Source organism: Allobosea sp. P4_E12 (assembly GCF_056401655.1).
The window spans coordinates 62,220-88,443 of the sequence record NZ_JBFUIY010000023.1 but is presented as its reverse complement, the minus strand read 5'-3'; the positions used below and the strand labels follow the sequence as shown (position 1 = coordinate 88,443).

General features: G+C 64.9%; 23 protein-coding genes. 12 read left to right on the top strand and 11 right to left on the bottom strand.

The window, feature by feature from the left end:
• Positions 1 to 46: 46 nt before the first annotated feature.
• On the bottom strand, positions 47 to 1,537 hold the full coding sequence (locus AC1DW9_RS25440) for an MDR family MFS transporter (RefSeq protein ID WP_441490386.1): 1,491 nt from the start codon (positions 1,535 to 1,537) through the stop codon (positions 47 to 49).
• Positions 1,538 to 2,111: 574 nt separating this feature from the next.
• Here AC1DW9_RS25440 and AC1DW9_RS25435 point away from each other — a divergent pair.
• The 3 genes from AC1DW9_RS25435 (at position 2,112) to AC1DW9_RS25425 (ending at position 7,978) form a co-directional block, all read left to right on the top strand.
• On the top strand, positions 2,112 to 3,542 hold the full coding sequence (locus tag AC1DW9_RS25435; RefSeq protein WP_441490385.1) for an aldehyde dehydrogenase family protein: 1,431 nt from the start codon (positions 2,112 to 2,114) through the stop codon (positions 3,540 to 3,542).
• 1,008 nt (positions 3,543 to 4,550) lie between these two features.
• Positions 4,551 to 7,316: an autotransporter outer membrane beta-barrel domain-containing protein gene (locus AC1DW9_RS25430; RefSeq protein WP_441507479.1), complete on the top strand. Its 2,766-nt coding sequence runs from the start codon at positions 4,551 to 4,553 to the stop codon at positions 7,314 to 7,316.
• Positions 7,317 to 7,504: 188 nt separating this feature from the next.
• Positions 7,505 to 7,978, top strand: coding sequence for a cysteine hydrolase family protein (locus AC1DW9_RS25425; protein ID WP_441490383.1), 474 nt, complete (start codon positions 7,505 to 7,507; stop codon positions 7,976 to 7,978).
• A 556-nt stretch (positions 7,979 to 8,534) separates the two neighbouring features.
• Here the strand turns inward: AC1DW9_RS25425 and AC1DW9_RS25420 are convergent.
• Positions 8,535 to 8,942 (bottom strand): VOC family protein, encoded by a 408-nt coding sequence (locus tag AC1DW9_RS25420; protein WP_441490382.1) that lies wholly within the window; start codon positions 8,940 to 8,942, stop codon positions 8,535 to 8,537.
• Positions 8,943 to 9,007: 65 nt separating this feature from the next.
• The gene (locus AC1DW9_RS25415; protein ID WP_441490381.1) at positions 9,008 to 9,478 is read right to left on the bottom strand and encodes a MarR family winged helix-turn-helix transcriptional regulator; all 471 of its coding nucleotides are present in this window, start codon (positions 9,476 to 9,478) and stop codon (positions 9,008 to 9,010) included.
• Between the two features lie 62 nt (positions 9,479 to 9,540).
• Between AC1DW9_RS25415 and AC1DW9_RS25410 the strand changes: the two genes are divergently transcribed.
• A complete protein-coding gene (locus tag AC1DW9_RS25410; RefSeq protein WP_441490380.1) occupies positions 9,541 to 10,272 on the top strand; it encodes a DUF899 domain-containing protein in 732 nt (243 codons plus the stop codon).
• A gap of 149 nt (positions 10,273 to 10,421) precedes the next feature.
• Here the strand turns inward: AC1DW9_RS25410 and AC1DW9_RS25405 are convergent, their stop codons facing one another.
• Together AC1DW9_RS25405 and AC1DW9_RS25400 are read right to left on the bottom strand one after the other, a co-directional pair.
• Complete coding sequence (locus AC1DW9_RS25405; protein ID WP_441507480.1) at positions 10,422 to 12,074, bottom strand: acyl-CoA dehydrogenase family protein; 1,653 nt, start codon at positions 12,072 to 12,074, stop codon at positions 10,422 to 10,424.
• An 83-nt stretch (positions 12,075 to 12,157) separates the two neighbouring features.
• Complete coding sequence (locus AC1DW9_RS25400; RefSeq protein WP_441507481.1) at positions 12,158 to 13,696, bottom strand: 4-hydroxyphenylacetate 3-hydroxylase family protein; 1,539 nt, start codon at positions 13,694 to 13,696, stop codon at positions 12,158 to 12,160.
• Positions 13,697 to 13,789: 93 nt separating this feature from the next.
• Between AC1DW9_RS25400 and AC1DW9_RS25395 the strand changes: the two genes are divergently transcribed.
• From AC1DW9_RS25395 to AC1DW9_RS25375, 5 genes are all read left to right on the top strand, one after another.
• Complete coding sequence (locus AC1DW9_RS25395; RefSeq protein WP_441507482.1) at positions 13,790 to 14,428, top strand: TetR/AcrR family transcriptional regulator; 639 nt, start codon at positions 13,790 to 13,792, stop codon at positions 14,426 to 14,428.
• Positions 14,425 to 14,955 carry an isochorismatase family protein gene (locus AC1DW9_RS25390; RefSeq protein WP_441507483.1) on the top strand — a complete coding sequence of 177 codons (531 nt, stop codon included), beginning with the start codon at positions 14,425 to 14,427 and terminating at the stop codon, positions 14,953 to 14,955. The genes AC1DW9_RS25395 and AC1DW9_RS25390 overlap by 4 nt, the downstream gene beginning before the upstream one ends.
• Before the next feature lie 8 nt (positions 14,956 to 14,963).
• Positions 14,964 to 15,599: a 2-hydroxychromene-2-carboxylate isomerase gene (locus AC1DW9_RS25385; RefSeq protein WP_441507484.1), complete on the top strand. Its 636-nt coding sequence runs from the start codon at positions 14,964 to 14,966 to the stop codon at positions 15,597 to 15,599.
• A gap of 97 nt (positions 15,600 to 15,696) precedes the next feature.
• A complete protein-coding gene (locus AC1DW9_RS25380) occupies positions 15,697 to 16,701 on the top strand; it encodes a Vgb family protein (RefSeq protein ID WP_441507485.1) in 1,005 nt (334 codons plus the stop codon).
• Positions 16,698 to 17,078: a c-type cytochrome gene (locus tag AC1DW9_RS25375; protein ID WP_441507486.1), complete on the top strand. Its 381-nt coding sequence runs from the start codon at positions 16,698 to 16,700 to the stop codon at positions 17,076 to 17,078. The genes AC1DW9_RS25380 and AC1DW9_RS25375 overlap by 4 nt, the downstream gene beginning before the upstream one ends.
• Positions 17,079 to 17,080: 2 nt before the next feature.
• On the opposite strand, the gene AC1DW9_RS25370 is transcribed toward AC1DW9_RS25375, so the two are convergent.
• The 6 genes from AC1DW9_RS25370 to AC1DW9_RS25345 form a co-directional block, all read right to left on the bottom strand.
• Positions 17,081 to 18,073: a branched-chain amino acid ABC transporter permease gene (locus AC1DW9_RS25370; protein ID WP_441507487.1), complete on the bottom strand. Its 993-nt coding sequence runs from the start codon at positions 18,071 to 18,073 to the stop codon at positions 17,081 to 17,083.
• Positions 18,074 to 18,107: 34 nt separating this feature from the next.
• On the bottom strand, positions 18,108 to 18,995 hold the full coding sequence (locus AC1DW9_RS25365) for a branched-chain amino acid ABC transporter permease (protein WP_113518014.1): 888 nt from the start codon (positions 18,993 to 18,995) through the stop codon (positions 18,108 to 18,110).
• Between the two features lie 186 nt (positions 18,996 to 19,181).
• Positions 19,182 to 20,387, bottom strand: coding sequence for an ABC transporter substrate-binding protein (locus AC1DW9_RS25360; protein WP_441490371.1), 1,206 nt, complete (start codon positions 20,385 to 20,387; stop codon positions 19,182 to 19,184).
• Between the two features lie 41 nt (positions 20,388 to 20,428).
• Complete coding sequence (locus tag AC1DW9_RS25355) at positions 20,429 to 21,172, bottom strand: ABC transporter ATP-binding protein (protein ID WP_441507488.1); 744 nt, start codon at positions 21,170 to 21,172, stop codon at positions 20,429 to 20,431.
• Entirely contained in the window at positions 21,162 to 21,926 is a 765-nt protein-coding gene (locus tag AC1DW9_RS25350) for an ABC transporter ATP-binding protein (RefSeq protein ID WP_441507489.1), read from the bottom strand. The genes AC1DW9_RS25355 and AC1DW9_RS25350 overlap by 11 nt, the downstream gene beginning before the upstream one ends.
• Positions 21,927 to 22,105: 179 nt before the next feature.
• Positions 22,106 to 22,729, bottom strand: a complete 624-nt coding sequence (locus tag AC1DW9_RS25345) for a TetR/AcrR family transcriptional regulator (protein ID WP_441507490.1) — start codon at positions 22,727 to 22,729, stop codon at positions 22,106 to 22,108.
• A 195-nt stretch (positions 22,730 to 22,924) separates the two neighbouring features.
• On the opposite strand from AC1DW9_RS25345, the gene AC1DW9_RS25340 reads away from it, so the two are divergent.
• Genes AC1DW9_RS25340 through AC1DW9_RS25330 form a run of 3 tightly spaced genes read left to right on the top strand, consistent with a single transcriptional unit; the run spans position 22,925 to position 26,187 of the window.
• Positions 22,925 to 23,383, top strand: coding sequence for a (2Fe-2S)-binding protein (locus AC1DW9_RS25340; protein WP_441507491.1), 459 nt, complete (start codon positions 22,925 to 22,927; stop codon positions 23,381 to 23,383).
• Between the two features lie 3 nt (positions 23,384 to 23,386).
• Positions 23,387 to 25,564 (top strand): xanthine dehydrogenase family protein molybdopterin-binding subunit, encoded by a 2,178-nt coding sequence (locus AC1DW9_RS25335; RefSeq protein WP_441490366.1) that lies wholly within the window; start codon positions 23,387 to 23,389, stop codon positions 25,562 to 25,564.
• Positions 25,564 to 26,187, top strand: coding sequence for an Isoquinoline 1-oxidoreductase subunit (locus tag AC1DW9_RS25330; RefSeq protein ID WP_441490365.1), 624 nt, complete (start codon positions 25,564 to 25,566; stop codon positions 26,185 to 26,187). Before AC1DW9_RS25335 ends, AC1DW9_RS25330 begins: the two co-directional genes overlap by 1 nt.
• The last annotated feature ends 37 nt before the right edge of the window (positions 26,188 to 26,224 follow it).

The window sequence follows — 26,224 nt, the reverse complement described above, 5'->3', positions numbered from 1 at the left end:
GCCGGTTTGATGCTCGTCAAACGCGGACGAGGATGCTTGTCCCGCCCTATTCGCCTGCGATTTCCTTCGCAGCCTCGATGGCGCGGCCGCGCAGCGGCATTTCCTTCATCCTGAACAGGAAGAACAGGGCCAGTGCAAAGCCCGCGAACGTCGCTGCGAAGACATATTGGAACAGCATGATCATGGTGGCGCGGTCCGCCGTTCCGCTCCGTAGGGTCTCGGCCGTAACACCCGAGCCTGCCCCGATGCCGCCGAGGACGATCGCTCCGAATACGGCGACGATCAGCGCCCCGCCGATCTGGCGAAAGAAGTTCGCCGTCGCCGTCGTCGTGCCGAGCTGGTGCGGCTGGACGGCATTCTGGATCGAGACGGTGGCGACCGGCAGCAAGGTGCCGAAGCCGAGGCTGATTACCGCCAGCACGATACCGAAGGGGATGAGCGACATCCGGCCGGCGAAGGCGATCAGCAATGCGGTACCGATCAGGGCGATGCAAAGTCCTGCAACCGGTACGCGCTTGTAGTGCTTGAGGAGGGTCATTGCCCGTCCCGATGCGGTCGCGCCGATGACGGTGCCGCAGGTCAGCGGGATCAATCCCATGCCGGAATTGGCGGCCGAGAGCCCGGCGACCGTCTCGAAATAGAGCGGCAGATAGATGGTGAGCCCGATGAAGGTGCCCATGCCGAAGCCGGCGGCGATCGTGCCCATCCGCACCACCGGATTGGCCAGGATCGCGAGCGGGATCAGCGGCTCCTCTGCGGTCTTGAGACGCATGGCGAATGCGATCCAGAGCAGTGCCGACAGGCCGACCAGCCCGAGGATCGGCGCCGAGGCCCATGGATAATGCACGCCACCCCAGGAGAGCGCGAGCAGCAGCGTCACCGTTGCGCTCGTCATCAGCCCGGCGCCGAGGAAATCGAGTTTGTGCGGTCGCTCATGCCGCGGCAGGCGCTTCAGCGCCTTGTCGGTCATCAGGTAGGCGAAGAGCCCGAGCGGCAGGTTGATCCAGAAGATCACCGACCAATGCAGCGCCTCGGAGATCACCCCGCCGAGCACCGGTCCGAGCAGCGAGGAGGAGAAGAAGACGCTGGCGATATAGACCTGATATTTGCCGCGCTCCTTCGGCGGCACCATGTCGCCGATGATGGTCTGCGCCATCGAGATCAGCCCGCCGCCACCGAGCCCCTGGACGAAGCGCGCCACCACCAACAGCCAGAGGGACGATGCCAGTGCGCAGGCAACCGAGCCGACGATGAAGATCACGATGCCGGCGAGCAGCGTTACCCGCCGCCCATGGATGTCGGCGACCTTGCCGTAGAGCGGCGTCACCGCGGTCGAAGCCAGCAGATAGGAGGTCACGACCCAGGGCAGATGCGTAACGTCGCCGAGCTCGCGCCCGATCGTCGGCATGGCGGTGGCGACAATAGTCTGGTCCAGCGCGGCCAGGAACATGGCGAGCATGATGCCAATGATGATGGAGCGGATATCCGCTTCCGACAGAGCCGGCTTCTGCTCATCGGTCTCGACACGCTTGTCCATCGATCTGCAACGCCTGCCCTGTGTTTGGGGAATGGCGAACTGTAGGATTCCATTGGTCCATGCGCCAGCGGCGCGCGCGCAAGGCAGGGCTGTGAACCAGGGCGGTCACGGATTTGTGTCGTGCCGATTGCGCATAGAGAATAGGCAATGAGGTGGGCATGACCTGCGGCTGGCCTGGGACGTTGACCGCAACGGCGCTGTTCACACGGTGATGAAGGTCAAGCCGGGAGGCGACGCTGAGCGGTCGCGCAGCAGAAGCGGATTGCCCCTGCCAATCGGCCGCAAGCTCCGGCCGCCTGGCGTGCATGACGGTCATTCCAGCCAGGCCCGGCCGGTGACGGTGACAAGCGCGTGACGCCCGCCTATCGTAATATCCATGCTGCCATAGCGCCAAACATTCCGTCAGGTGGAGCTGGACGAGCCGCTCGCGAGGGCGATGCGCGCTGGCCGGGTTCGCCGCCAATCACGGTCGCCAGCTTCAGGGGCTGCGGCCGCCTCGCTGCCGTTCCCCGGACATCGCCTGTTCAGGGACGAGCATTACTCCCCCCAAAGCCCAGCCGCCGGAGACCGCACCATGTCGCATGCCCTGCAATTCTACATCGATGGCCAATGGGTCCAGCCGATGGGCAACAAGACCCTCGAGGTCATCGACCCCTCGACCGAGGAGGCCTTTGCCACCATCGCGCTCGGCACCGAGGCCGACGTCGACAAGGCGGTCGCTGCTGCACGCGCCGCCTTCCCGGCCTTTGCCGCGACGTCGAAGGCGGAACGCCTCGCCCTGATGCGCCGCCTGCTCGAGGCCTACAAGGCGCGCTATGCCGATATCGCGGACGCGCTGTCGCAGGAGATGGGTGCGCCGAAGGATCTGGCGCATCGTGCACAGGCCGGAATGGGCACCGCGCATCTCGCCAAGATGATCGAGACGCTCGAGAGCTTCGAGTTCGAGGAGCTGCGCGGCACGACGCTGATCGCCAAGGAGCCGATCGGCGTCGTCGGCATGATCACGCCCTGGAACTGGCCGCTGAACCAGATCATGTGCAAGGTCGCGCCGGCTCTCGCGGCGGGCTGCACCATGGTGCTGAAGCCAAGCGAGATCGCCCCGATGAACGCGATCATCTTCGCGGAGGTCATGCACGAGGCGGGCGTGCCGAAGGGCGTGTTCAATCTCGTCAATGGCGATGGCCCGACGGTCGGCGAGGCGATTTCGCGCCATCCGCAGGTCGATATGGTCTCGTTCACCGGCTCGACCCGCGCCGGCATTCTGGTCGCCAAGGCGGCAGCCGACACCGTCAAGCGCGTGCATCAGGAACTCGGCGGCAAGTCGGCGAACATCATCCTCGACGATGCCGATCTGAGCTATGCGGTGAAGCTCGGCGTCGAGAGCGTGATGCGCAACAGCGGCCAGTCTTGCAACGCGCCGACCCGGATGTTCGTGCCGGCGGAGCTGCATGACAAGGCGGTCGCAATCGCCAAGGCAACGGCCGAGCCGCTCAAGGTCGGCGCTGCTTCGGCGGAAGGCACCTGGCTCGGGCCGGTCGTCAGCGAGACGCAGTACAACAAGATCCAGGCACTGATCGAGGCCGGCATCAAGGATGGCGCCGATCTCGTCACCGGCGGTCCGGGTCGCCCCGAGGGGCTCAATCGCGGCTATTTCGTCCGCCCGACCGTGTTCGCCAATGTCACGGACGACATGACGATCGCGCGCGAAGAGATCTTTGGGCCGGTGCTCTCGATTCTGCCCTATCGGACGGAAGAGGAGGTCGTCACCCGCGCCAATGACACGCCTTACGGGCTTGCGTCCTATGTCCAGTCCGGTTCGCTGGAACGTGCCCGCAAGGTCGCGGCGCAGATGCGCAGCGGCAATGTCTACATCAACTACCCGGCCTGGGATGCTGGCGCCCCCTTCGGTGGCTACAAGCAATCGGGCAATGGCCGTGAATATGCCGATTTCGGCCTCGAGGAATTCCTCGAGATCAAGGGCACGGTCGGCTACGCCACGGCCTGATCCGGGCGGCTTGCCGCATCCCTTCCGGTTGAGGGGATGCGGTGAAGCCAAGATGGTGGATGCGGATCGAGATCGTGTCTCGATCCCGGCAGTCGGACGRCGCGGGTCTCGGCTTGCATCTGGTCGTACAGGGGCGGCTTCGGCGTCCAAGCCTCTGTGAGAGTTGCCCCGGCGAGCCCCTGTTTGCCAAAAGGGGCGTGTGCATCACTGCGCACGCCCTTTCTCGTCTCTGCGCGGCATGGAAGGCGCATTCCGCTCCMGCTGTTGAGGCCGTGCACCAATGATCCTGAGATGGCGCGCAATCGACGCGCCTCCGCAAGCAGCCGGGCAGTGAAGCGCTCGTTGGCATATGCTCTGCGGTCTTGACCCAGGGCCAACCAGTCGGGAGCGGCGTGCTGCGCTTTGGGAGAGGTTCTCGAAGATCTGCTTAGGGTGGGCTGGTTAGTAAAGGTGCCGCCGCTGAGCGCTTTCCAGGAAGTCGGTCAGACCCCGCCACTCCCGAGCATGGCGATCATGGCGACGCTTCAGTGGTAAATTTATGCGCCGTATGCAGGTTTATCTACGCTATAAGATCACCGAGAGTGCGAAATAACATCACAATTCGCGGTTGATATATTTTCGTCGGAGAACGTGCCGTAATTGTGCGTGTCGATTATTTATCAGGATTCGAAATATTCCGGGCGCCGGACGCTTTCGACTCGATGCGGCCATGTGATGTGAATGGCTGTTCAAATTCCCGAATGAAATAGGTTACTAATTTCTTGACAATTTTATGAATTCCCTTGCGGAATGCATTCGCTATTGGGCGTTGAAGACCCAGGGGGGCGCATGCGGCCGCTACGAAGTTATCCTCGTGCCATCACGGGGCTGGCGGCCTTGTCGACGGTGAGTTGGTTTGCGCTTGGCGTGACGCCGTCACTGGCTCAAACAGCATGGCAAGGCGCTTCTCCCGACTGGCATACAGCGTCGAACTGGTCGCTGGGGGCCGTTCCAACTGGCGCTACGACAGTGACCATCGGCTCTGGCTCGCTGATTGCGCCGTCCATTACTGCTGCCGGGGCGTCCGCAAACCTGCTGCACATTGGCGCGATCGGCATGACATCATCGCTGACGGTGTCGCCCGGCGGCTCGCTCACCGCGGCCGCAACGACCGTCGCAAACCTCGCCGGAGAGGTGGGATCGGCCAACCTGATCGGCGGGGCCTGGTCCGGCGACTACCTCTATGCCGGCTACAGGGGCCAGGGCAGCTTCGCCGCTTCGGGCGGTGCGGCGGCAAATTTTGCGGCTTTCGTGACGACCGGCTCCTTCGCCGGCTCTGCCGGAACGATCACGCTCTCGGGAGCAGGGACCACCTGGTATAATGGCAACGGCCATATCGTCGGCGAATCCGGGCAAGGCACCTATCAGGTTCTCGCCGGCGCCAAGGCCGATGACCGTGCGATCACCGCCGGCTACAACGCGACGGGTGTGGGCGCGGTCACCGTCAGCGGCGCTACCTGGAATATCCGCGGCACGTTGATGGGTGGCTACGCGGGACGCGGCGATATCGTTATCTCCAATGGCAGTTCGGCTGCGGTAACGGTCAATACGAATTTCGGCGAGTTTGCGTCCGGCCGGGGTTCGCTCACCATCGATGGCGCCGGCACAAAGCTGAAGGTCGGGGGCTATTCGGTCTTTGGCATGAGCGGCCAGGGCAGTGGCCTCGTCTCGAACGGAGCTGTTGTCCAGACGAACCAGGGCATCCTCGCCTGGCAAGCTGGCTCTCGCGGCGATTTGAGAGTGACGGGCGCGAATTCCCAGTGGCTCGGCACCACCTACCTGATGGTCGGGAATCTCGGCGTCGCCGAAGCAACGATCGACAATGGCGGCACCGTGCGTATCGATGACGGCCGCGGCATGCTTGTCATCGCCAACAGTGCCGGCTCGACCGGGACCGTCAATATCGGTGCAGCGGCAGGAGCAGTCGCCCGCGCTCCCGGCTTCATCGAGGTGGCGGAAATCCGCCTCGGACGCGGCTCCGGGCGGCTCGTGTTCAACCATACCGCTTCGAATTATACGGTTGGCGCAACGATTACCGGCACTGGAGCGATCCTGCATGAAAGCGGGACCACGACCCTGAGCGGCATAAACACCTTCCGTGGGACGACGACGGTGAACGGCGGTTCGTTGATCGTGAACGGATCGCTAGCGGCCTCTTCGGGGCTGACCGTTGCGGCGGGTGCGCGGCTCGGCGGGTCCGGTCAGTTGCCCTCGACGGTGGTGAACGGCACGCTGGCGCCGGGCAATTCGCCGGGAACGCTGACGGTCAACGGCACCCTGACAATGGGCGCGGGCTCGGTCTATGAGGCCGAGATCCAGGGCGCGGTCGCAGACCGGGTCAATGTCACGGGCACCGCGAGCCTCGCAGGGACGCTCAGGTTGGTGGCACTTGGCGGCCCCTATTCCTTCACGACGCGCTATACGCTGCTCTCGGCGCAAGGCGGGCTCGGCGGGACGCGCTTCGGCACGCTCGATTCGACCGGCCCCTTCGGAGCCGGCATCGCCACCAGCCTGGCCTATACCGCAAACGACGTGATGCTGACCCTTGCGCCAAAGCCGCTGGCCGGCTTCGTCGCATCGCTCTTGAACGCCTTTTCGGTTGCCGCAGGCCTCGATCGGGCGGTGGCGGGCGGAGCCGATCCGTCGGCGCTGTTCGGCATCTACAACCTGCCGGCCGCAGCAATCCCCGGGGCGGTGAACCAGCTTTCGGGCGAGGCGCATACCGCAGCGCCGGCAATGGCGGTCTCGGCCGCCGACCAGTTCCTGCGTGCGATGCTCGATCCCTTCGCGGCGGGCCGCGGCAGCGCGGGGGCTGCTCCCGGCGAAGCCTCCTTCTCCGGCCTCGTCCGCAAGGGCGCCGACGCACCGACCGCGCCGGCTTTCCTCGATCCGCCGCCATACACCGTCTGGGGCGCAGCCTTCGGCTCGGTCGGCCGCACCGACGGATCGACCAGGGTCGGCTCGGCCAAGAGCGATCTCGACGATGCCCATCTCGCCGTCGGCGCCGATTTTCGGATCATGCCCGGCACGGTTGCGGGCTTTGCGGTCTCCGGCGGCAGCGCCCGGTCCTCGCTCGCCGGCGGTCTCGGCAAGGCCGAGGCCGATGTCTTCCAGGCCGGCCTCTACGGCACGACCCGGCTCGGGCCGGTCAATCTTGCCGCTGCCTTCGGCTATGGCCGGCTCGAGAACGAGATCAAGCGCAGTATCCCGGTGCTCGGCAGCGCATTGTCCTCGTCCTATGCCACCACCGCCTGGAGCGGCCGGCTGCAGGCGAGCGCCGCGGTGCTGTCATGGAACGGCCTGACGCTCTCGCCGCTGGCGGCGCTGCAGGCGATCCAGGCCCGCAGCCCGGGCCTGATCGAGGCGAACTGGGCCGGGGCCAATGCCGGCGCGCTGGCGCTCGCCCGGCGCAACGACATCACCTCGCGCAGCGAGCTTGGCCTGCAGCTCGATTATGCCAATAGCCTGAACGGGTTGCCAGTCGCCGGCTATCTCCGGGCGAGCTGGGCGCATTACTACCAGCGTGACGCCGGTCTCTCCGCCTCGATTGCCGGCCTGACCGGCTCAGGCTTCGCGGTCGAGGGGGCCAGGCCCGCCCGCAACAGCGCGCTGCTCGCCGCCGGGCTCGACCTCAGGCTCAGCCCCTCCGTCACGCTCGGCGCCCGGCTCGACGGCGAACTCTCCGGCTCCACCAACCGCCTCGGCGGCCAGGCCCAGGTCAGGGTCAGCTTCTAGATCATCGGACCGGATATCGTATCCAGTCCGATGATCTAACCCTTTGTCTTTGCATCGGCTTCCCCGAAAAATCCCAATCCACTTTTCGGGCCGATGCTAAGGCGCGGGCATTCCGGCCGCGTGCATGAGCTCGGTCGAATGACAGCCATCGGAGTTGCAGCCGAAGGCTGCCCGCGCTTAAACGCAGCATGCGCCAGGCCCTGCTGATCGTGGACGTGCAAGCCAGCTTTTCGCCGCCGGAATGGCTGATCCAGGGTATTGCGGCTGTCGTAGCCGGTATGCCCTCAGTCGCGACGGTCGAGAGGCATGACGAGGCAGTGACGCCTTTCGAGCGTCAGTTGGGCTGGAAACCCGGCCTGTCGGACGAGAGCCTGGTTCCCGCCGATCGCGTCTTCGTCAAGCACGGCTATCTGCCGCCGGCCGCGATGATCGACCATCTCCAAGGCATGCAGCTGGAGCGTGTGCTGGTCTGCGGCCTGCAGGCCGACACCTGCGTCCTCGCCGCCGGCTTTGCCCTCTTTGATGCCGGGCTCAGTCCGGCGCTCCTGAGTTGGTTGACCGTCGGCTCCTCCTTGGATCGTTCCGGCGAATTGGGTGTCCGGCTCTGGCGCCACCATTTCGGTGCGGTGATCCTGAGCCCTGATGAGCTTCTGGCGGGTTAGCGCGGCCTTGGCTCCRATCCGGCTCGATGTAGCATGACGAAGCATTAATGCCCGCGTCATCGAACAGATCGGCCCGCCTCCCTATGCGGAGTGTGCTCGGTGTTTCGCTTTCAGGACGCGTCGCGTGAGTGATCTGACGCGATACCGATCGCCTGGCCTCGAGTGCAGGTCGAAGCAGTGAATGCTCCCTGCGCGCGTCGTTACTCGTACCGGGAATACCCGGGCGAGGCCTCGGCCCGCGGGAGGAGGCGCCGTGATGGGGAGATAGCGGCGCCTCCTCTTCGATCGCGCATGGAGCGGTCGGCATCTCGAGGCCGGCGAGCCTGGCGGCATGACGTGTGTCGCGCTGGGCTCAGCGTCGTCCCGACTGGGGGCGCTGGGCGGCCATCACCCAAGAAAAAAGGGCCACGCCAAAGGCGCAGCCCGAAGTCTAGGGAGGAAACGCCCAAGGAGGGCGCCACAGCATCTCTGCTGCGGTGCACAGGAGATAGGGCGGCACTCTCGCGACTGCAAGAGGAAAAGGGCAGTATCGCTGCCCTTTTTTCAGGCGGCCTGCTCAGCCTTGCTGCACGGCCGCGGGATCCATCCACATCACCTCCCAGACATGGCCGTCGAGATCCTGGAAGCCGTGGCCATACATGAAGCCGTGGTCCTGCGGTTTCGCATAGGTCTTGCCGCCGGCGGCGACCGCAGCATTGACCATCGTGTCGACATCGGCGCGGCTTTCGCGCGACAGGCAGGTCAGGACCTCGGTGACCTTGGTCGCGTCGGCAATCGGCTGCGGTGCAAAGCCTGCGAATTTCTCGTGCGTCAGCAGCATTGCGAAGATGGTGTCACTGATCACCATGCAGGCGGCGGTGTCATCGGTGAATTGCGGGTTGAAGTTGAAACCGAGCGCCTTGAAGAAGGCCATGGACTTCTGCAGGTCCTTCACCGGCAGGTTGACGAAGATCATCTGGGGCATGGTCGTTCCTTGCTTGTTTTTGGTGGTGTGGGTTGGGAAACGGCCGCCGCCATAGGCGGTAGCAGTCAGGGCTGGGACAGTGCCCTGAGATCGTGCCGGAAACGGTCAGGATCCGTCCCGGGCAAGAGCGCGTCGACCTCGCGGTGGATGCGCTCCCAGGTCGGGACGGCGAGGAGGAGCAATGCATGCCCGGCTGGCTGCAATGTCAGCAGCCGGCTGCGCCGATCATCCGGATCGCTGTCGACCGAAACGAGACCGCGCCGCTCGAGCGGCTTGAGCGCCGCCGTCAGGGTGGTGCGGTCCATGGCAAGGAGGTTTGCCACCGGGCCGAGGCTCGGTGGTTGCGGGCGATTGAGCGACATCAGCAGCGAGAATTGCTGGTTCGTCAGCTCAAACGGTCGCAAAGCCTCGTCAAAGCGCCGCGCAAGTGCCCTGGCTGCCCGCTGCACATGCAGGCACAGGCAATGGTCCCGCACATGCAATGTGGTCTCGAAGGGCAGTCGGTTCTCGGCGGAAAGGGGGATGGGCTTTGACATGAAGTTTTTATGTTGATATCAACTTATCTTGTCAAGAGGGGCGTTTCTGAAGGAGGAAGGCCATGCAGCAACACCCGGTTGTTTCACGCGAGGACTGGCTTGCCGCGCGCAAGGTTCTGCTCGCCCGCGAGAAGGAAGAGACGCGTCTGCGCGACGCGGTGAATGCCGAGCGAAGCGCCTTGCCCTGGGTCCGGGTCGAGAAGAACTATGTCTTCGACACCCTGACAGGGAGGCGGCGGCTGGCGGAGCTGTTCGACGGGCGCAGCCAGCTGATGATCTATCATTTCATGTTCGGGCCGGAATGGGAGGCAGGTTGCCCCGGTTGTTCCTTCCTGGCTGATCATCTCGACGGCACGCTGGCGCATCTGAACAATCACGACGTGACATTGGTCGCAGTTTCGCGCGCGCCGCTGCAGAAGATCGAGGCCTATAAGCGTCGCATGGGCTGGCGCTTCCCCTGGGTCTCGTCCCATGGCAGCGACTTCAATTTCGACTACCACGTCTCGTTCACGCCCGAGCAGCTCAAGGGGGAGAGCGTCCGCTACAATTTCACCGATACGCCGGTGGGCAATGCGCATGACGAACTGCCCGGACTGAGCTCATTCATCCGCAACGAAGCCGGCGAGGTGTTTCATACCTATTCGAGCTATGCGCGGGGCCCGGAGGAGCTGATCGGCACACTGATGATCCTCGACCGCGCCCCCAAGGGCCGCAATGAGGACTCGACCATGAGTTTCGTCAAGCGCCACGACGAGTACGAGACGGTGCCGATGGCCGCAGCCTGCTGCGCGTGATTGAAGGCCTGGTGCGCCCGGAACCCGGGCGTCACCCGGCCGATGAGAAGCGCAGGACCGGGGTCCATGCCAGCCTTGAACCATCCAGGTTCGGGCACGGCCCCCGGGGCTCTCTTCACCGCCCCGTCCGGCGGCGAGGCCAGAATGGCTCACCCCCGCGCCACGCTCGCGCGCTTCACGATGCCGGCCAGTTCCGGCGATGGATCGAGCGTGCCGAAGACATAACCCCAGTCGGCATCGAGCCTGGAGCGGCAGAAGGTCTCGAACACCGCCTCGTCCGCGTGCTTCTTCAGCTCCGAGGCCTGCAGCGCATAGGCCATCAGGTTGGCGAGCCGGCGGCCATGGCCGTCGTCATTGCGCGGTTTGGCCACCTCGTCGTCGAGCCTGTCGAGCCAGCGGTCGAGCGCACGGTTGACGCCCCGAGCGGAGCCGAGCTCGGCCATGAAGGCCTCCTTCGTATGTGGATCGCGGTTGAACGAGCGCAGGACGTCCATGCACATCATGTTCGAGGTGCCTTCCCAGATCGCGTTCAGCGGCGCCTCGCGATAGAGCCGTGCCATCGGGTTCTCCTCGATGAAGCCGTTGCCGCCATGGCATTCCAGCGCCTCGACGACGAAGGCGGCCGCGCGCTTGCAGTTCCAGAATTTCGCCAGCGGTGTCGAAACCCGTGCGACATGCCGCTCCTGCTCGCTGCTCTCCATCGCGTCCGTTGCGGCGGCGACGCGGAAGGCCATCAGGGTCGAGGCTTCGGAGTCGATTGCGAGATCGGCAAGAATATTGGTCATCATCGGCTGTTCGGCCAGCGAGGAGCCAAAGCCCCTGCGCGATTGTGTGTGGTTGAGCGCCAGGGTCAGCGCCTGCCGCATCAGCCCCGCCGAGCCGATGGCGAAATCCAGCCGGGTCAGATGGGCGTGGCCGAGGATCTCGCGGATGCCGTGCCCCTCTTCGCCGACCAGCCAGCCCAGGCACTCGCGGAATTCGACCTCCGACGAGGCGTTCGAGCGGTTCCCCGCCTTGTCCTTCAGCCGCTGGATCTGCAGCCGGTTGCGGCTGCCATCCGGCAGGAAGCCGGGGGCGAAGAAGCAGGAGACGCCGCTCTCGCTGCGCGCGAGTGTGAAGAACCCGTCCGATTGCGGGACCGAGAAAAACCATTTGTGTCCGGTGATCAGATAGACGCGCCCCTCCGGCGTATCCTCCAGATAGCGCGCGGTCGTCTGGGTCTGCCGGAGGTCCGATCCGCCCTGCTTCTCGGTCATCGCATAGCCGATGCTCGCCCCTGTCTTCTGTGAGACCGGGAGTGGGCGCTTGTCATACTGGCCAGAGGTGATCTTCTCGCGCCAGAGCGAGAACTCAGGCTGGGCCAGGCCCGGCCAGGCGGCATAGGTCATGCCGGTCGGGCAGCCGACCCCATGTTCGATCTGGTTCCAGACATAGGAGAGGACGCCACGCGCGACATGGCCGTTCGGCTCCGTCGTCGTCCAGGCCAGCGAGGGCACCTCGTGCCGGAAGGCGAGCGCCATCAATTCGTGCCAGGCTGGATGAAATTCGACCCAGTCGATGCGGTTGCCGAAGCGATCATGCGTCCTGAGTTCCGGCGTAAACCTGTTGGCGAGACGCGCCAGATCCTGCACCGTCTCATCGCCGGCATGGGCGCCGAGCGCCATCGCTCTGCCTGCAACCCAGGGAGCCTGGCGCGTGACGACGCCCTGCAGCACCGCGTCGTCGGAGAAGGCGTTCCAGCCCGTGGCTGGGCGCGCCTGGTTCAGCACCTGATGGGTCGAGGCAAGGGCGTGCACGGTCATGTTGGTCCTCTGGTCAGGTCCGGCGCGCCGGCTATCCCGTCCCGGGACGGGGAATGAAGGGGATCAGAGGCTGACGGGTTGCGCTATTCAGCCGCTTCGCGCGGGGCCCCGCCCGGCATTTCCGGCACCTCGCAACCGGCGACACAACAGCGCCCAGGCTGCTTCGAGACCCTGCCGCCATCGGCGAGGACGCCCCGTCCGAGCAGGCTCTCGACCAGTTCGACCTTCTCCGCCACCGGGTAGTTGCGCCAGATCTCGCGCTTCATCGCTTCCGGCGAGCCGCCGCCATGCAGCGAGATCACCGAATACCAGCCGGCCTCCTTCGAGACGGTGAGATCCTCGATGAAGCGCGCGACCTCGGCGCGCTGCGCGTGCGGGATATCGGGGCGGCCCGCGAGCACGGCAGACAACGAGGCAGCGGTCTCGGGATTATGGTCCTCATCCGGGCCTGGCAGCGCCACGATCAACCCGCCCGATACGTAATGGGCGATGCGGTGCATGTCGTAGATCTGCGTGGCCAACAGCAGCTTGCCGATATTGGAGAAGACGCTGTCAGGCATCACCGAGCCTGCTGGATCTTTCTGGCAGTAGACGGAGGCCGCGACACCGCAGGCGAAAAATCCTTCGGTGATCTTGATCAACTCGACCATCTGTTCGCGGACATGGCCGTGGCGCTCGGTATCGAGCCCGTTGGCCTCGATCATCAGTGCGCCGGCGCCGATCAGGAGATCGCCGAACCCGGCTCTGGCGCCGATGCAGGAATGGCGGTGATGCGTCGCGTAGCTCGTGGTCAGGAAGCCGCCTTCCTCGGTCTCGCCGGCAAGGAAGACGCGGTCCCATGGCACGAAGACATCGTCGAACATCACGACGCCGGTCGACTGGCCGTATTGCGACGAGAATTTCGCGGCTCGATCTCCGGGGCGTCCGGCAGGTCGCGCTACGATGGTGACGCCCGCGGCATCGCAGGGCACGGCGCAGCAGACCGCGAAATCCTCGTCGCCCGGCACGTGGGTTCGGCAGGGCATCACCAGGAATTCGTGCATATAGGGCGCGCCGGTGACGATGGCCTTGGTGCCGCGAATGACGATGCCGTCCTTCCGCCGCTCCTTGATGTGAACATAGGAATCCGGGTTCGCCTGTGCGCCCGGTCGCTTCGAACGGTCACCCTTGGCGTCGGTCATGGCGACGCCGAGCGTCAGGTCCTTGTCCTGAACCTCGTGCAGATAGGCGCGGAAGCGTTGCGCATAATCGGTGCCGTGACGGGCGTCGGTGAGCGCTGTCGCCTGCCAGAGCGCATTCAGCGCATCATGGCTGAGATAGCGCTGGGCGCAGCCCGAGATATTGCAGACCAGCCGAACCGCCTCGAGCTTGGCGAGCAGGTCGCCGGAGCTTTCGTTGATGTGCAGCATGCGGTTGACGGTCTTGCCGGAGCTTGTCTGCCGCGCCGTCATCACCGGGAGATGGGCCTCCTGATGGGCGAGGTCGTAGGTGATCCCGACCGCGTTGATGCCCGGAGCGAGCAAGGGCTCGTCAGCCACGCTCTCGACACGCTGGCCGTTGACGAAAACCCGCGGATGATAGGCGCGCAGCGACTCGCGGTAGCCCGCAGCATCCATCAGCATGGGCGTGTCCTCTTGATATTTGAGTGTTGCCCGTAAAATTGAACGCCGTTAGAATTTTCGTCAACTCAAATCTGGAGCGATGCTGAGGTGGCAGTGGCCGAGACGATGCGAGGTCGCCGCAAGCGGGCGGTCACGGAACTCAGGCGCGGGCTGATCCTCGACGCCGCACGCACGATCTTCGAGCGCGATGGGTTGGATGGCGCCTCGCTGCGCGGCATCGCGGCTGAGGCCGGCTACACGCCGGCGGCGCTCTACTTCCATTTCGATTCCAAGGAGGCGCTCTATGCCGAGGTCCTTGGCCAGTCGCTGTCGGCACTGCGCGACCATGTCGACAAGGCGGTCGAAGGGGCTGCTACGCCGGAAGCCCGCTTCCGCCTGGCAGCGCTCGCCTTCTTCGATTTCTATGCGGCTCATCCCAGGGATCTCGATCTCGGCTTCTACCTGTTCCGTGGCGGCATGCGCCCCCATGGGCTCGGCCGCGAGCGGGACAAGGCCCTGAACGAGGCCCTGGAGGCGGGGCTCTCGCCAATCAGGCACGCGGTCGAACAGATGGGCCGCGATCAGGAGACGGCACGGCTGGCCATGGCCGATGCCTTCGCCCATGCTTCGGGCGTGCTGTTGCTCGCCCATACGCAGCGGCTGAGGATGTTCGGGGCGCAGGCGCGCGCCCTGATGGAACGCTATGTCGATGTCCAGATCGGACAATTGCTGATGAAGGGAGAGCGTCCATGACACTGCTGAAGGTCGAGCGCGCCCGCCTCGTCATCATCGATTTTCAGGCGCGCCTGATGCCCGTGATCCATGACGGGCCGCGCATGGTCGCGAATGCACGACGGCTCGTCGAGGCGGCGGCCCTGCTCGATGTTCCCGTGGTGATGACCGAGCAGAACCCGGCCGGGCTCGGCAGCACGGTGCCGGAACTGTCGGGCGCCGGTCCGGTGGTGACCAAGATGAGCTTCGATGCCTGTGCCGAACCGGCCTTTCTCGGCGCGCTGGAAGAGGACGAAGAGCTGATTGTCTGCGGTTGCGAGGCGCATGTTTGTGTCGGCCAGACGGTTCTTGGGCTGCTGACGCAATGGCGCCGCGTCCTCGTGGTGCAGGACGCGATCGGCTCACGCGCTGCGGAGAACAAGGAGGCTGCGATCCGGCGCATGTCCGCTCATGGCGCCGAGATGGTCACGACCGAGATGGTCCTGTTCGAATGGCTGCGGACGGCGGAACACCCGCAATTCCGCGCCGTGTCCAAGCTGATCAAATGAGGATGCGAATGACCAAGCCTGCCATCTGGTATTTCGACCTCATCTCACCCTTTGCCTATCTGGCATTGACGAAGCTCGACGCGATTGAAGAGCTGCGGCCTGTCGTGATGAAGCCGATCGTCTTTGGTGCCGTGCTCAAGCATTGGGGCCAGCTCGGCCCGGCCGAGATCGCGCCGAAGCGTGTCCACACCTATCGTCTCGCGACGCACCTGGCCCAATCGCTGGGCGTGCCCTTCCGCTTCCCGCCGAGCCACCCGTTCAACCCGCTCGCCATGCTGCGCCTGTTGACCGCGCTCGATGGGCAGAAGGGCGCGGTCCGCGAAGCCTTTCGGCTGATCTGGGGGCAGGGGCGCGACGGTAACGATCCAGCCGTGCTGGCCGAGGTGGCGGCCGCGGCCGGAGATCCTGCTGCGCTCGGCCGTATCGGCGAACAGCCGGTCAAGGATGCGCTGCGCCTGGCCACGGAAGAGGCCGTCGCGGCGGGGGTCTTCGGCGTGCCGAGCCTGCTGATCGACGGCGAAGTCTTCTGGGGCGTCGACGCCATGACGATGGCGCGTGACTATCTGGTGGCGCCGGAACGTTTCCTGAGCGGCGAAATGGCGCGGGTTTCGAGCCTGCCCGTCGGAGTTCGACGGCAGCTCTGAGCGGCAGGGGAGAGTCGGCGCAGTTTCACCATCTTGTCGTCCCAAGCTGGAAACCGGCCGAGGCGTTGCGCCCGGCCGGTACAGGAGGAGACGCTTCATGCTGCGCCGGTCCTTTCTTCAGCTTGGCCTCGTCGGGCTTGCGGCGCCGGCCCTGGTCGGCCGGGCGGCGGCGGCCGGACCGACGGCGCCGGGGTCCAGATTCAACATCACCTATTTCGATATCCCCGCGATCAAGGGCTCGCGCGATGTCACCGATGCCGGCGACGGCACGATCTGGGTCTGCGGTCAGCGCAACGGCACGCTCGGCCGCTTCGATCCGCGTTCGAGCCAGCTCAAGGTGGTCGAACTCGGCCAGGGGGCCGCACCCCATGGCGTGATCAGGGGCCCGGACGGAGCCGCCTGGGTGACGGAAGGTGGCCAGAACGCCATTGCCCGCGTCGACGACAAGACCCACAAGGTCGATCTCTTCAAGCTGCCAGCGGGGCGCGAGAGCGCCAATCTCAATACCGGGGTCTTCGATAAGGAAGGCATTCTCTGGTTCACGGGCCAGAATGGGATCGTCGGTCGCTTCGATCCGAAGACCGCCAGGATGGAGATCAAGGATGCGCCACGCGGGCCGGGCGCCTATGGCATCACCAGAACGCCCTCCGGCGAGATCTGGTACGCCTCGCTGGCGGGCAACCATATTGCCCAGATCAATCCCGGCACCTTCGAGATCACGGTGGTCGAACCACCGACGCCTGGTCAGGGCGCGCGGCGGGTCTGGTCGGATTCGAAGAATCGCATCTGGGTCAGCGAATGGAATTCCGGCAATGTCTCGGCCTATGACACGCTCAGCAACAGCTGGAAGACATGGAAATTGCCGGGTGACAAACCGCGCACCTATTCGGTCTATGTCGATGATGCGGACAAAGTCTGGCTGACGGACTTTTCGGCCAATGCCATCGTCCATTTCGATCCCGTCACCGAAGCCTTCAGCAGTCTCCCGAGCGACAAGCCCGGCGCCAATGTCCGCCAGATGGACGGGCGTTCCGGCGAGGCCTGGGGCGGCGAGAGCGGCAATGACCGACTTGTTCGGATCCAGACGGTGAAGCAGGCGTGAGGAGCGCGCCTGTCGCATCTGCGATCACGGCGGTTCTGTTTGCCGCGCAGCCTGGCGCAGCCCAGGAGAGCGGGGCGGGCGAGCGTCTGTTCGCGACCTGCCAGGCCTGCCACAGCCTCGACCCGGCCAAGCCGGGCATGGCGGGTCCGCATCTCGCCGGCCTGTCCGGCCGCCGCATCGGCACGGCCACAGGTTTCGATTACTCGCCGGCGCTGAAAGCGGCCGGCGCGCAGGGCCTCAGTTGGGACGCGGAGCGGCTGAAAGCCTATCTCGCCGATCCCGAGGCCATGTTCAAAGGCAGCTGGATGAGCGCGCCCGGGCTCGCCCGCGAGGCCGACCGGGCAGCCGTCGCTGATTTCCTGATGCGGCCGCGCTGACGTCAGAGCGGTCGCTTGATGGCCCTCGAGATCACGCCGACGATGCCCTCGCGGAACAGCATCACGCAGATCACGAAGATCACGCCCTGCACGACCGTGACCCAGGCGCCAAGGCTGGCGAGATAATTCTGCATCGAGACGATGACGAGCGCACCGACGATCGGCCCGAACACGGTTCCGAGACCGCCGACCAGCGTCATCAGCACGACCTCGCCGGACATTGACCAGTGCACGTCGGTGAGTGAGGCGAGCTGGAAGACGATGGCCTTGGTCGCGCCCGCCAGCCCCGCCAGCGCAGCCGAAAGGACGAAGACCGCGAGCTTGTAGCGATTGGCGCGGTAGCCGAGCGAGATCGCGCGCGGCTCGTTGTCCCGGATCGCCTTGCAGACCTGGCCGAAGGGCGAATGGATGATGCGGTAGATCAGCAGCAGCCCGGCCATGAAGATGACTGCGACCACGTAATACAGCGCCCGGTCGTCGGCGAGGCTGATCAGGCCGAAGAGCTTGCCGCGCGGCACTGACTGGATGCCGTCCTCGCCGCCCGTGAAGCGCGGTGTCTGCAGCGAGAAGAAGAACACCATCTGCGCCAGTGCCAGCGTGATCATGGCGAAGTAGATGCCTTGCCGGCGGATCGCGAGCGAGCCGAAGACGGCGCCAAGCATACCGGCGATCAGCGTCCCGGACAGGATCGCGAGCTCGGGCGTCAAGCCCCAGTTCTTGGCCGTATAGGCGCTGACATAGCTTGCCATGCCGAAATAGGCCGCATGGCCGAAGGAGAGCAGACCGCCATAGCCAAGCAGAAGGTTGAAGGCGAGCGCGAACAACGCAAAGCACATCACCTTCATCACGAAGACGGGATAGGCGAGGAAAGGCGCGACGGCGACCAGGACCGCGAGCCCGATGAAGATCGCCCGATGCAGGCGCTCGGTTCCCTTCGTGGTCTCGGCGACTGCGAGGCCGCCCGCGGGAACGTCGGCGGAAAGCGCGTCGGCCATGGTCAGCTCCTTCCAATCATGCGGGACGGTGCCATCACGCGGGCCGCCCGAACAACCCGGCTGGTTTCACCAGCAACACCAGGACCATGATGATGAAGATCACGGTCGCGGACGCTTCGGGATAGAAAACCTTGGTCACGCCTTCGATCAGGCCGAGGCCGAACCCGGTGACGATCGCGCCCATGATCGAGCCCATGCCGCCGATCACGACGACGGCGAAGACGACGATGATCAGGTCGGCCCCCATGTTTGGATTGACCGAGTAGATCGGCGCCGCGAGCACGCCGGCGAACGCCGCCAGAGCGACGCCGAAGCCGTAGGTCAGGGTCACCAGCAGCGGCACATTGATACCGAAGGCCTGTGTCAGCGTCGGGTTCTCGGTGGCGGCGCGAAGATAGGCGCCGAGCCTCGTCTTCTCGATCACGAACCAGGTCGCCAGGCAGATGACGAGCGACGCGATGACGACCCAGGCGCGGTAGTTCGGCAGGAACATGAAGCCGAGATTATGCCCGCCCGCCAGCTGCGGCGGGATCTGATAGGGCAGGCCCGACGAGCCGTAATTGTTGCGGAACAGGCCCTGGATGATCAGTGCGAGGCCGAAGGTCAGCAGCAGCCCGTAGAGATGGTCGAGATGGGCCAGCCGCGAGATCAGGAACCGCTCGATCAGGACGCCCACGATCCCGACGATCAGCGGTGCCAGCAGCAATGCGGCCCAGTAGTTGATGCCGAGATAGTTCAGGCACATCCAGGCCACGAAGGCGCCCATCATATACTGCGCGCCATGGGTGAAGTTGATGATGTTGAGCAGCCCGAAGATCACCGCCAGCCCGAGGCTGAGGATGGCATAGAACGAGCCGTTGATCAGGCCAAGCAGGACCTGGCCGAACAGCGCTTGTGGTGGGATTCCGAGAAGCTCGAACATGCCTTGCTCAACTCATCCTGAAAATGCTGCCAAGGACCGACGTACGGATACGCCATCTCCTGCTGCCATCATCCCGGGCCGGCCGAAGACCCGACCCGGGAGATGTGCCGGAGCATGTGGATCCCGGGTCTCCCTAGGATCGCCCGGGATGACGCAGGAACCAAGCAAGCGCGGACGAAGCCTCGTTCACTTCTTGACGAGCGGGCACTCGCTCTCGCTGAGCGGCTTGAAGGCCTGTTCTGCCGGCAGAACCGCGATCTGCTTGTAGTAATCCCATGGTGCCTTGGACTCGGACGGCTTCTTGACCTCGAAAAGGTACATGTCGTGCATCTTGCGGCCGTCGACGCGGACCGACCCCTTGCCGAAGAGCGGATCGTCGGTCGGCAATTCCTTCATCTTGGCCATCACGGCCGCGGTATCCTTGCTCTTCGCAGCCTCCACGGCCTTGAGATAGTGGAGCATGCCGGAATAGACGCCGGCCTGGACCATGGTTGGCTTCTTGCCGCCATGGGCCTTCGCAAAGCGCTCCGACCAGGCACGGGTCTGGTCGTTCGTGTCCCAGTAGAAGGCTTCCGTCAGGACCAGGCCTTGCGCCGTCTGCAGGCCGAGCGCGTGCACGTCGGTGAGGAAGACGAGCAGCCCCGCGAGCTTCTGCCCGCCTGCAACGATGCCGAACTCGCCCGCCTGCTTGATCGAGTTGATCGTGTCGCCGCCGGCATTGGCGAGGCCGATGACCTTGGCTTTGGAAGCCTGAGCCTGGAGCAGGAACGACGAGAAATCGGTGCCCGGGAAGGGCGTGCGTACGGCCCCCAGCACCTTGCCGCCGTTCTTGGTGACGATCGCGGCAGTGTCGCGCTCCAGAGCGTGACCGAAGGCATAGTCGGCGGTCAGGAAGAACCAGCTGTCGCCGCCGGCCTTCACCATGGCGCCGCCCGTGCCCTGGGCGAGGGCATAGGTGTCATAGGTCCAGTGGATCGTGTTCGGAGAACAGGCCTTGCCGGTGAGGTCTGAGGTCGCTGCGCCCGAGTTGATATGGATCTTGTTCTTTTCCTTGGTGATCTGGTTGACGGCCAGCGCCACCGATGAGGTTGGCACGTCAAGGATGATGTCGACGCCGTCCTGATCGTACCATTGCCGGGCGATGGTCGAGCCGACATCGGGCTTGTTCTGGTGGTCGGCGGAGATGATCTCGACCTTGATGCCCTTCTCGGCGGCCTTGAAATCCTCGACGGCCATGCGGGCCGCAACCACCGAGCCTTCGCCGGAGAGGTCTGCATAGAGGCCGGAACGGTCGTTGAGCACACCGGCCTTGACGGAAATCTGCTGCGCCAGCGCCGGGCTCACCAGCAGCGCGCCAAATACGCTGCCCAGCAGCAATGTCTTGAGTTTCATGCCGTCCCTCCCTGAAATGACGTCGTTCTCGACGCGATTGTTCAAACCCCGAGATAACCGTGGAGCTTGTCGATGTTTCGCTCAAGCGCCTCGTTCGGAATCATGTCGACCACCTTGCCCTGCTCGACGACATAGTGCCTGTCGGCCACCGTTGCGGCGAAGCGGAAATTCTGCTCGACCAGGATGATGGTGAAGCCATCGTGTTTCAGTTTCGCGATGGTGCGGCCGATCTGGTCGATAATCACGGGGGCCAGCCCCTCGGTCGGCTCGTCGAGCAGCAGGAGATTCGCGCCCGTGCGCAGGATGCGCCCGATCGCCAGCATCTGCTGCTCTCCGCCCGACAGCTTGGTGCCCTGGCTCTTCAGCCGCTCCTTCAGATTGGGAAAGAGCTCGAAGATCTGGTCGAGGCTGAATCCGCCCGGCTTCACCTGCGGCGGCAGCAGAAGGTTCTCCTCGACATTCAGGCTCGAATAGATGCCGCGTTCTTCCGGAACGAAGCCGATGCCGAGCCGGGCGATGGTGCGCGAGGGCAGGTTGATCGTCTCGGTACCGTCGAACGAAATCGAGCCCTTGCGCTTGCCCATGATGCCGATGATCGACTTCAACGTCGTGGTCTTGCCGGCGCCGTTACGGCCGAGCAAGGTCACCACTTCGCCCGGCGCGACGTCGAAATCGATGCCATGCAGCACATGCGACTCGCCATACCAGGCCTCGAGCCCGCGGACCGCGAGCAGCGGTTTGACAGCGCTCGCAGGCGCTGCGGCCCCGGTCGCCTCAGTGAGCATGGCCGACTCCCGATCCGATATAGGCTTCGACCACGCGCGGATCCTTCGAGACCGTGGCGTAGTCGCCTTCGGCAAGCACCTGCCCACGCGCCAGCACGGTGATGCGGTCGGAGAGTGAGGCGACGACCGAGAGGTTGTGCTCGACCATCAGGATGGTGCGGTTGGCCGAGATTTTCCGGATCAGCGCCGCGATGCGTTCGACATCCTCACGGCCCATTCCGGCCATCGGTTCGTCGAGCAGCAGCATCTCCGGATCGAGCGCCAGCGTGGTCGCGATTTCAAGCGCGCGCTTGCGACCGTAGGAGAGTTCTCCCGCCGGCAGGTCCGCAAAGGTCGAGAGGCCGACGGCCTCGACGAGGCGCAGCGCCTCGGCATCGAGCGATTTCAGCACATCCTCGGACCGCCAGAAATCGAAGGAGTCGCCACGCTTGCGCTGCAGCGCGATCCGGACGTTCTTCATCACGCTCAGTTGCGGGAAAACCGCCGAAATCTGAAAGGACCGGACCAGCCCGAGCCGGGCGATCTCGGCCGGCTTCTGGCGCGTGATGTCCTGGCCGTTATAGACGATCGAACCCTTGGTTGGCGCAAGAAACTTGGTCAGCAGATTGAAACATGTCGTTTTGCCGGCACCATTTGGGCCGATGAGCGCATGAATGCTGCCGCGCCTGACCTTGAGGTCGACGCCATTGACCGCGGTGAATCCCGCGAATTCTTTGGTTAGCCCCGAGGTGGAGAGAATAATATCCTCAGACATACCACGCACACATGGTCGCCACCTCAATGATTCTTGGATTGTTCGTTTCCCCTTGCAGTCATGCTGCACCGCGCGCAGCGCGCCTGTCAACGCCACGCCCGTGCGCATGAATCCATGTGCATCTGCCCAGGAATGGCGGTTTAGACGAAAGGCTTAGAGCCGATGCCGGCCCTGTCATACTAGCCGGTCGGCAGGACGGCAGCAGCCGTGACCGATGCGATCGCGTCGAGCCGCTGCTGGTAGTCCGCGCAGGAGGGCAGGGGGCCGAGCTTGGCACCGGCGGCCGCCTGCATCAGCGTGTTGATCAGCATCGTGGGGCTAAGGCCCGTGCGTTTCAGCGAGATCTCGCCCTTCGCTTGCGCCTCCTCGATGAGGTTGCGCGCATGCCTGGCGAAGATGTCTTCGAAGACAAGCAGCTCCTGCCCGGCAATGCTGGCGATGACGGCCTTCAACTCGACCAGGTGTTCACCCGTGCCGAGGCTCTCGAAGGCCGTGGCGAAATGAGCTCTCAACAGTGCCGTGAGGCGTTCCGGGAAGGGGGCCTGGCTGATCAGGACTTCACGGCAACGTGCTTCGACACGCCTGCCGAGCAGCGCGAGCATGGCCCGGAACACATCATCCTTGCCCTTGAAATGGAGGTAGAGCGTCGCCTTGGCCAGCCCGGCTTCCTTGGCGATGTCGTCCATCGAGGTGCGTTTGTAGCCGTAGCGGGCAAACAGGCGCAGGGCCGCATCGGCGATCTGATCGATGCGACCGGTGGCATCATCGGCGGCCACGCCGGAACTCTCGCTTCTGTCGGACATTGCAGTCTTGACAAGATCCAAACTGAGCGCGACTATTCCAATTAGACTCAAACGGTCTAATTCGTCTAGTCGCGCGACCCAAGACGACGGATCACCCGCCCGCTTCTGATATGTCAGATCGGGCCGTCGAGAGCGAGCCTCTCGATCCGCACCATGGTGCCGCGCTGTGTCATGTCCAGCGATCCGGAGGCAGCCATGGTCTCACTCAAAGTCAACGGCAGGACGCACAGCGTCGATGTCGACGACGATACGCCCCTGCTTTGGGCGATCCGCGACAATCTCGGCCTGACCGGCACCAAGTTCGGCTGTGGTGTCGCGCAATGCGGCGCCTGCACGGTCTTCATGGACGGCAAGCCGCTGCGCTCCTGCGTCACGCCGGTCTCGGCGGTGGGCGATGCCGAGATCACCACGATCGAGGCGATTTCGGGCAAGGAAGCCGATGCCGTTCAGGCCGCCTGGACGGCACGCGACGTACCGCAATGCGGCTACTGCCAGTCGGGCCAGGTGATGAGCGCGGTTGCGCTGCTCACGGAAAACAAGAAGCCGAGCGATCGCGACATCGATCTCGCGATGAACGGCAATCTTTGCCGTTGCGCAACCTATGTCCGCATCCGCGCCGCGATCCATGATGCTGCCCGCACGCTGGAGGGCTGAGCCATGACCGTTCACGATCAGAACCTCTCCCGCCGCTCGCTGCTGAAGGGAGCTGGCGCCCTCGTCATCGGGCTGCATCTCCCGCAAGTGGCCCGTGCCCAGTCCGGGGCAGGCGCTGCGTTTCGCCCGGGCGGAAACGCCACCTTCGCACCCAATGCCTTCGTCCGCGTCGCGCCTGACAGCACCGTCACGGTGCTGATCAAGCATATCGAGTTCGGCCAGGGGCCATTCACCGGGCTTGCGACGCTCGTCGCCGAGGAGATGGACGCAGACTGGGGCCAGATGCGCAGCGAGCATGCGCCGGCCGACGTCAAGCTCTATGCCAATCTCGCATTCGGCGTGCAGGGAACCGGCGGCTCGACCGCGATCGCCAATAGCTGGGAACAGATGCGCAAGGCTGGAGCCACGGCCCGTGCCATGCTGGTCCAGGCCGCAGCGCAGTCGTGGAAGGTCCCAGCCTCCGAGATCAAGGTCGAGGCCGGCGTCCTGAGCCATGCCTCCGGCAAACAGGGACGCTTTGGCGAATTCGCCGAGGCGGCCTCGGAGCTTGCCGTACCGGAAAACGTGCCGCTGAAGCCGGCTTCGGCCTACCGCCTGATCGGCAAGGAGGGCGCGGTCAGGCGGCTCGACAGTGCCGACAAGTCGCGCGGCAAGGCCGAGTTCACCATCGACATCCACGCTCCCAATATGCTGACCGTCGTCGTTGCCCGGCCACCGCGCTTCGGCGGCACGGTCGGAAACTTCGACGCGGCCGAGGCGCTCAAGGTCAAGGGCGTCGTCGACGTCAAGCAGATCGGCTCCGGCGTCGCCGTCTATGCCAATGGCATGTGGCCCGCGTTGAAGGGCCGCGAAGCCCTGAAAGTGACCTGGGACGAGAGCGCGGCCGAAAAGCGCGGCAGCCGCGAACTCATCGCCGAATATCGCGCGCTTGCCCGCCAGAAGGGTGTGGTCGCCGGTTCGCATGGCGATGCCGAGGCCGCGCTCGCCAAGGCTGGGACGGTGATCGAAGCCGAGTTCGTCTTCCCCTATCTGGCGCACGCGCCGATGGAGCCGCTCGACGGTTATCTGCAATGGGATGGCAGCGAGGCGCTCGCCCGCTTCGGCAGCCAGTTCCAGACCACCGAGCATATGACCATCGCAACCATCCTTGGCCTGCCGCCAGAGAAGGTCAGGCTCGAGACCATGCTGGCAGGCGGCAGCTTTGGCCGGCGTGCGCAGGTCAGCCAGCATCTGGCAGCGGAACTCGCCATGGTCGCCAAGGCGATCGGCCCCAACCGTCCGGTCAAGCTGGTCTGGACCCGCGAGGATGACCTCTCCGGCGGCTATTACCGCCCGCTCTTCGTGCATCGCCTGCGCGGTGCCGTGAACGACGGCAAGATCACGGCCTGGGCCGACAGCATCGTCGGCCAGTCCTTCTTCCTCGGCACGCCCTTCGAGGCGATGGTGGTGAAGAACGGCATCGACGCAACCTCGGTCGAAGGCGCCAACGAACTCTTCTACGAGATTGCCGATTTCCACTGCGAGGTGAACAACCCCAAGGTTGGCGTGCCGACCCTGTGGTGGCGCTCCGTCGGCCATACGCACACGGCCTATGCGGTCGAGTGCTTCATCGACGAGCTGCTGCAGGCGGCGGGGCAGGATCCGGTTGCCGGCAGGCTTAACCTGATGAACCGGCATCCGCGTGCCGTCGGCGTGCTCAAGGCTGTCGCCGAACTGGCGAAGTGGAATGGCTCCGGCCCGGTCGACGGCCGCGCCCGCGGCGTCGCGGTGGTCGAGAGCTTCGGTTCCTTCGTTGCCCAGATCGCGGAGGTCTCGCTCGGCACTGATGGTGAGCCGAAGGTTCACAAGGTCTGGTGCGCGGTGGATTGCGGGGTCGCGGTCAACCCCGACATCATCCGGGCGCAGATGGAAGGCGGCATCGGCTTTGGTCTTGGCCATGCGCTCTACGGCGAGATCACGCTCGACCAGGGCAGGCCGGTCCAGGCCAATTTCGATACCTATCGCTCGCTGCGCATTCACGAGATGCCGGAGGTCGAGGTCCTGATCATCCGTTCGACCGAAGCGCCCACCGGCGTCGGCGAGCCGGGCGTGCCGCCGATCGGCCCGGCGGTCGCCAATGCACTGGCAAAGCTCGGGCAACCGCGTCCGCGGCAATTGCCCATGGTCGGAGGCACGGTCTGATGCGGGCGCCCCTCCTTCACGCCGTCCTGGCAGGTGCGGGACTCTGTCTGGCCGGGACCGCGCTCACCTCGGCGCAAACGACGCGACAGGCCCCGCCCGCCTCGCTGCGTCCAGCCGAGAGCTTCAGCGCCATCGCCAACCAGCGCGATCGCTCGGTCGCCCTGTTCGGCGAGATCGGCACGGTGCTGCAGCATCCGCGCTGCATGAACTGCCACCCGGCGACCGAACGCCCGCGGCAGGCCGATGCGAGGCGCCTGCATCAGCCGCTCGTCGTGCGCGGCAAGGACGGGCACGGCGCACCGGGGCTGGAATGCGCGACCTGCCACGGAAAGCAGAATTTCGACCCGGCGCGGATTCCGGGCGATGGTCACTGGGCGCTGGCGCCGGCCTCGATGGCCTGGGAGGGTAAGTCGCTCGGTCAGATCTGCGAGCAGCTCAAGGACCAGAACCGCAATGGCAGCCGCGACCTCGCGGCAATCGTCAAGCATGTCACCAGCGACACCCTGGTGCTCTGGGCCTGGAACCCGGGACTCGGTCGTGTTCCGGCACCAGGCAGCAATGCGCAATTCGGTGCGCTTATGCAGGCCTGGGTCGATACGGGAGCCGTCTGTCCGGCGTCCTGACGCGGCTCCTTCTTCTCCCCTCGGGGTACGAGGGGAG

Excerpts from the sequence above, each read along its gene's own strand:
- AC1DW9_RS25385 (WP_441507484.1), top strand. The coding sequence starts at position 14,964 with ATGACCAAGCCTGCCATCTGGTATTTCGACCTCATCTCACCCTTTGCC.
- AC1DW9_RS25405 (WP_441507480.1), bottom strand. The coding sequence starts at position 12,074 with ATGACCGTGCACGCCCTTGCCTCGACCCATCAGGTGCTGAACCAGGCG.
- AC1DW9_RS25420 (WP_441490382.1), bottom strand. The coding sequence starts at position 8,942 with ATGCCCCAGATGATCTTCGTCAACCTGCCGGTGAAGGACCTGCAGAAG.
- AC1DW9_RS25350 (WP_441507489.1), bottom strand. The coding sequence starts at position 21,926 with ATGTCTGAGGATATTATTCTCTCCACCTCGGGGCTAACCAAAGAATTC.
- AC1DW9_RS25340 (WP_441507491.1), top strand. The coding sequence starts at position 22,925 with ATGGTCTCACTCAAAGTCAACGGCAGGACGCACAGCGTCGATGTCGAC.
- AC1DW9_RS25380 (WP_441507485.1), top strand. The coding sequence starts at position 15,697 with ATGCTGCGCCGGTCCTTTCTTCAGCTTGGCCTCGTCGGGCTTGCGGCG.
- AC1DW9_RS25370 (WP_441507487.1), bottom strand. The coding sequence starts at position 18,073 with ATGGCCGACGCGCTTTCCGCCGACGTTCCCGCGGGCGGCCTCGCAGTC.
- AC1DW9_RS25435 (WP_441490385.1), top strand. The coding sequence starts at position 2,112 with ATGTCGCATGCCCTGCAATTCTACATCGATGGCCAATGGGTCCAGCCG.
- AC1DW9_RS25345 (WP_441507490.1), bottom strand. The coding sequence starts at position 22,729 with ATGTCCGACAGAAGCGAGAGTTCCGGCGTGGCCGCCGATGATGCCACC.
- AC1DW9_RS25425 (WP_441490383.1), top strand. The coding sequence starts at position 7,505 with ATGCGCCAGGCCCTGCTGATCGTGGACGTGCAAGCCAGCTTTTCGCCG.
- AC1DW9_RS25365 (WP_113518014.1), bottom strand. The coding sequence starts at position 18,995 with ATGTTCGAGCTTCTCGGAATCCCACCACAAGCGCTGTTCGGCCAGGTC.
- AC1DW9_RS25415 (WP_441490381.1), bottom strand. The coding sequence starts at position 9,478 with ATGTCAAAGCCCATCCCCCTTTCCGCCGAGAACCGACTGCCCTTCGAG.
- AC1DW9_RS25335 (WP_441490366.1), top strand. The coding sequence starts at position 23,387 with ATGACCGTTCACGATCAGAACCTCTCCCGCCGCTCGCTGCTGAAGGGA.
- AC1DW9_RS25440 (WP_441490386.1), bottom strand. The coding sequence starts at position 1,537 with ATGGACAAGCGTGTCGAGACCGATGAGCAGAAGCCGGCTCTGTCGGAA.
- AC1DW9_RS25355 (WP_441507488.1), bottom strand. The coding sequence starts at position 21,172 with ATGCTCACTGAGGCGACCGGGGCCGCAGCGCCTGCGAGCGCTGTCAAA.
- AC1DW9_RS25390 (WP_441507483.1), top strand. The coding sequence starts at position 14,425 with ATGACACTGCTGAAGGTCGAGCGCGCCCGCCTCGTCATCATCGATTTT.
- AC1DW9_RS25330 (WP_441490365.1), top strand. The coding sequence starts at position 25,564 with ATGCGGGCGCCCCTCCTTCACGCCGTCCTGGCAGGTGCGGGACTCTGT.
- AC1DW9_RS25360 (WP_441490371.1), bottom strand. The coding sequence starts at position 20,387 with ATGAAACTCAAGACATTGCTGCTGGGCAGCGTATTTGGCGCGCTGCTG.
- AC1DW9_RS25400 (WP_441507481.1), bottom strand. The coding sequence starts at position 13,696 with ATGCTGATGGATGCTGCGGGCTACCGCGAGTCGCTGCGCGCCTATCAT.
- AC1DW9_RS25410 (WP_441490380.1), top strand. The coding sequence starts at position 9,541 with ATGCAGCAACACCCGGTTGTTTCACGCGAGGACTGGCTTGCCGCGCGC.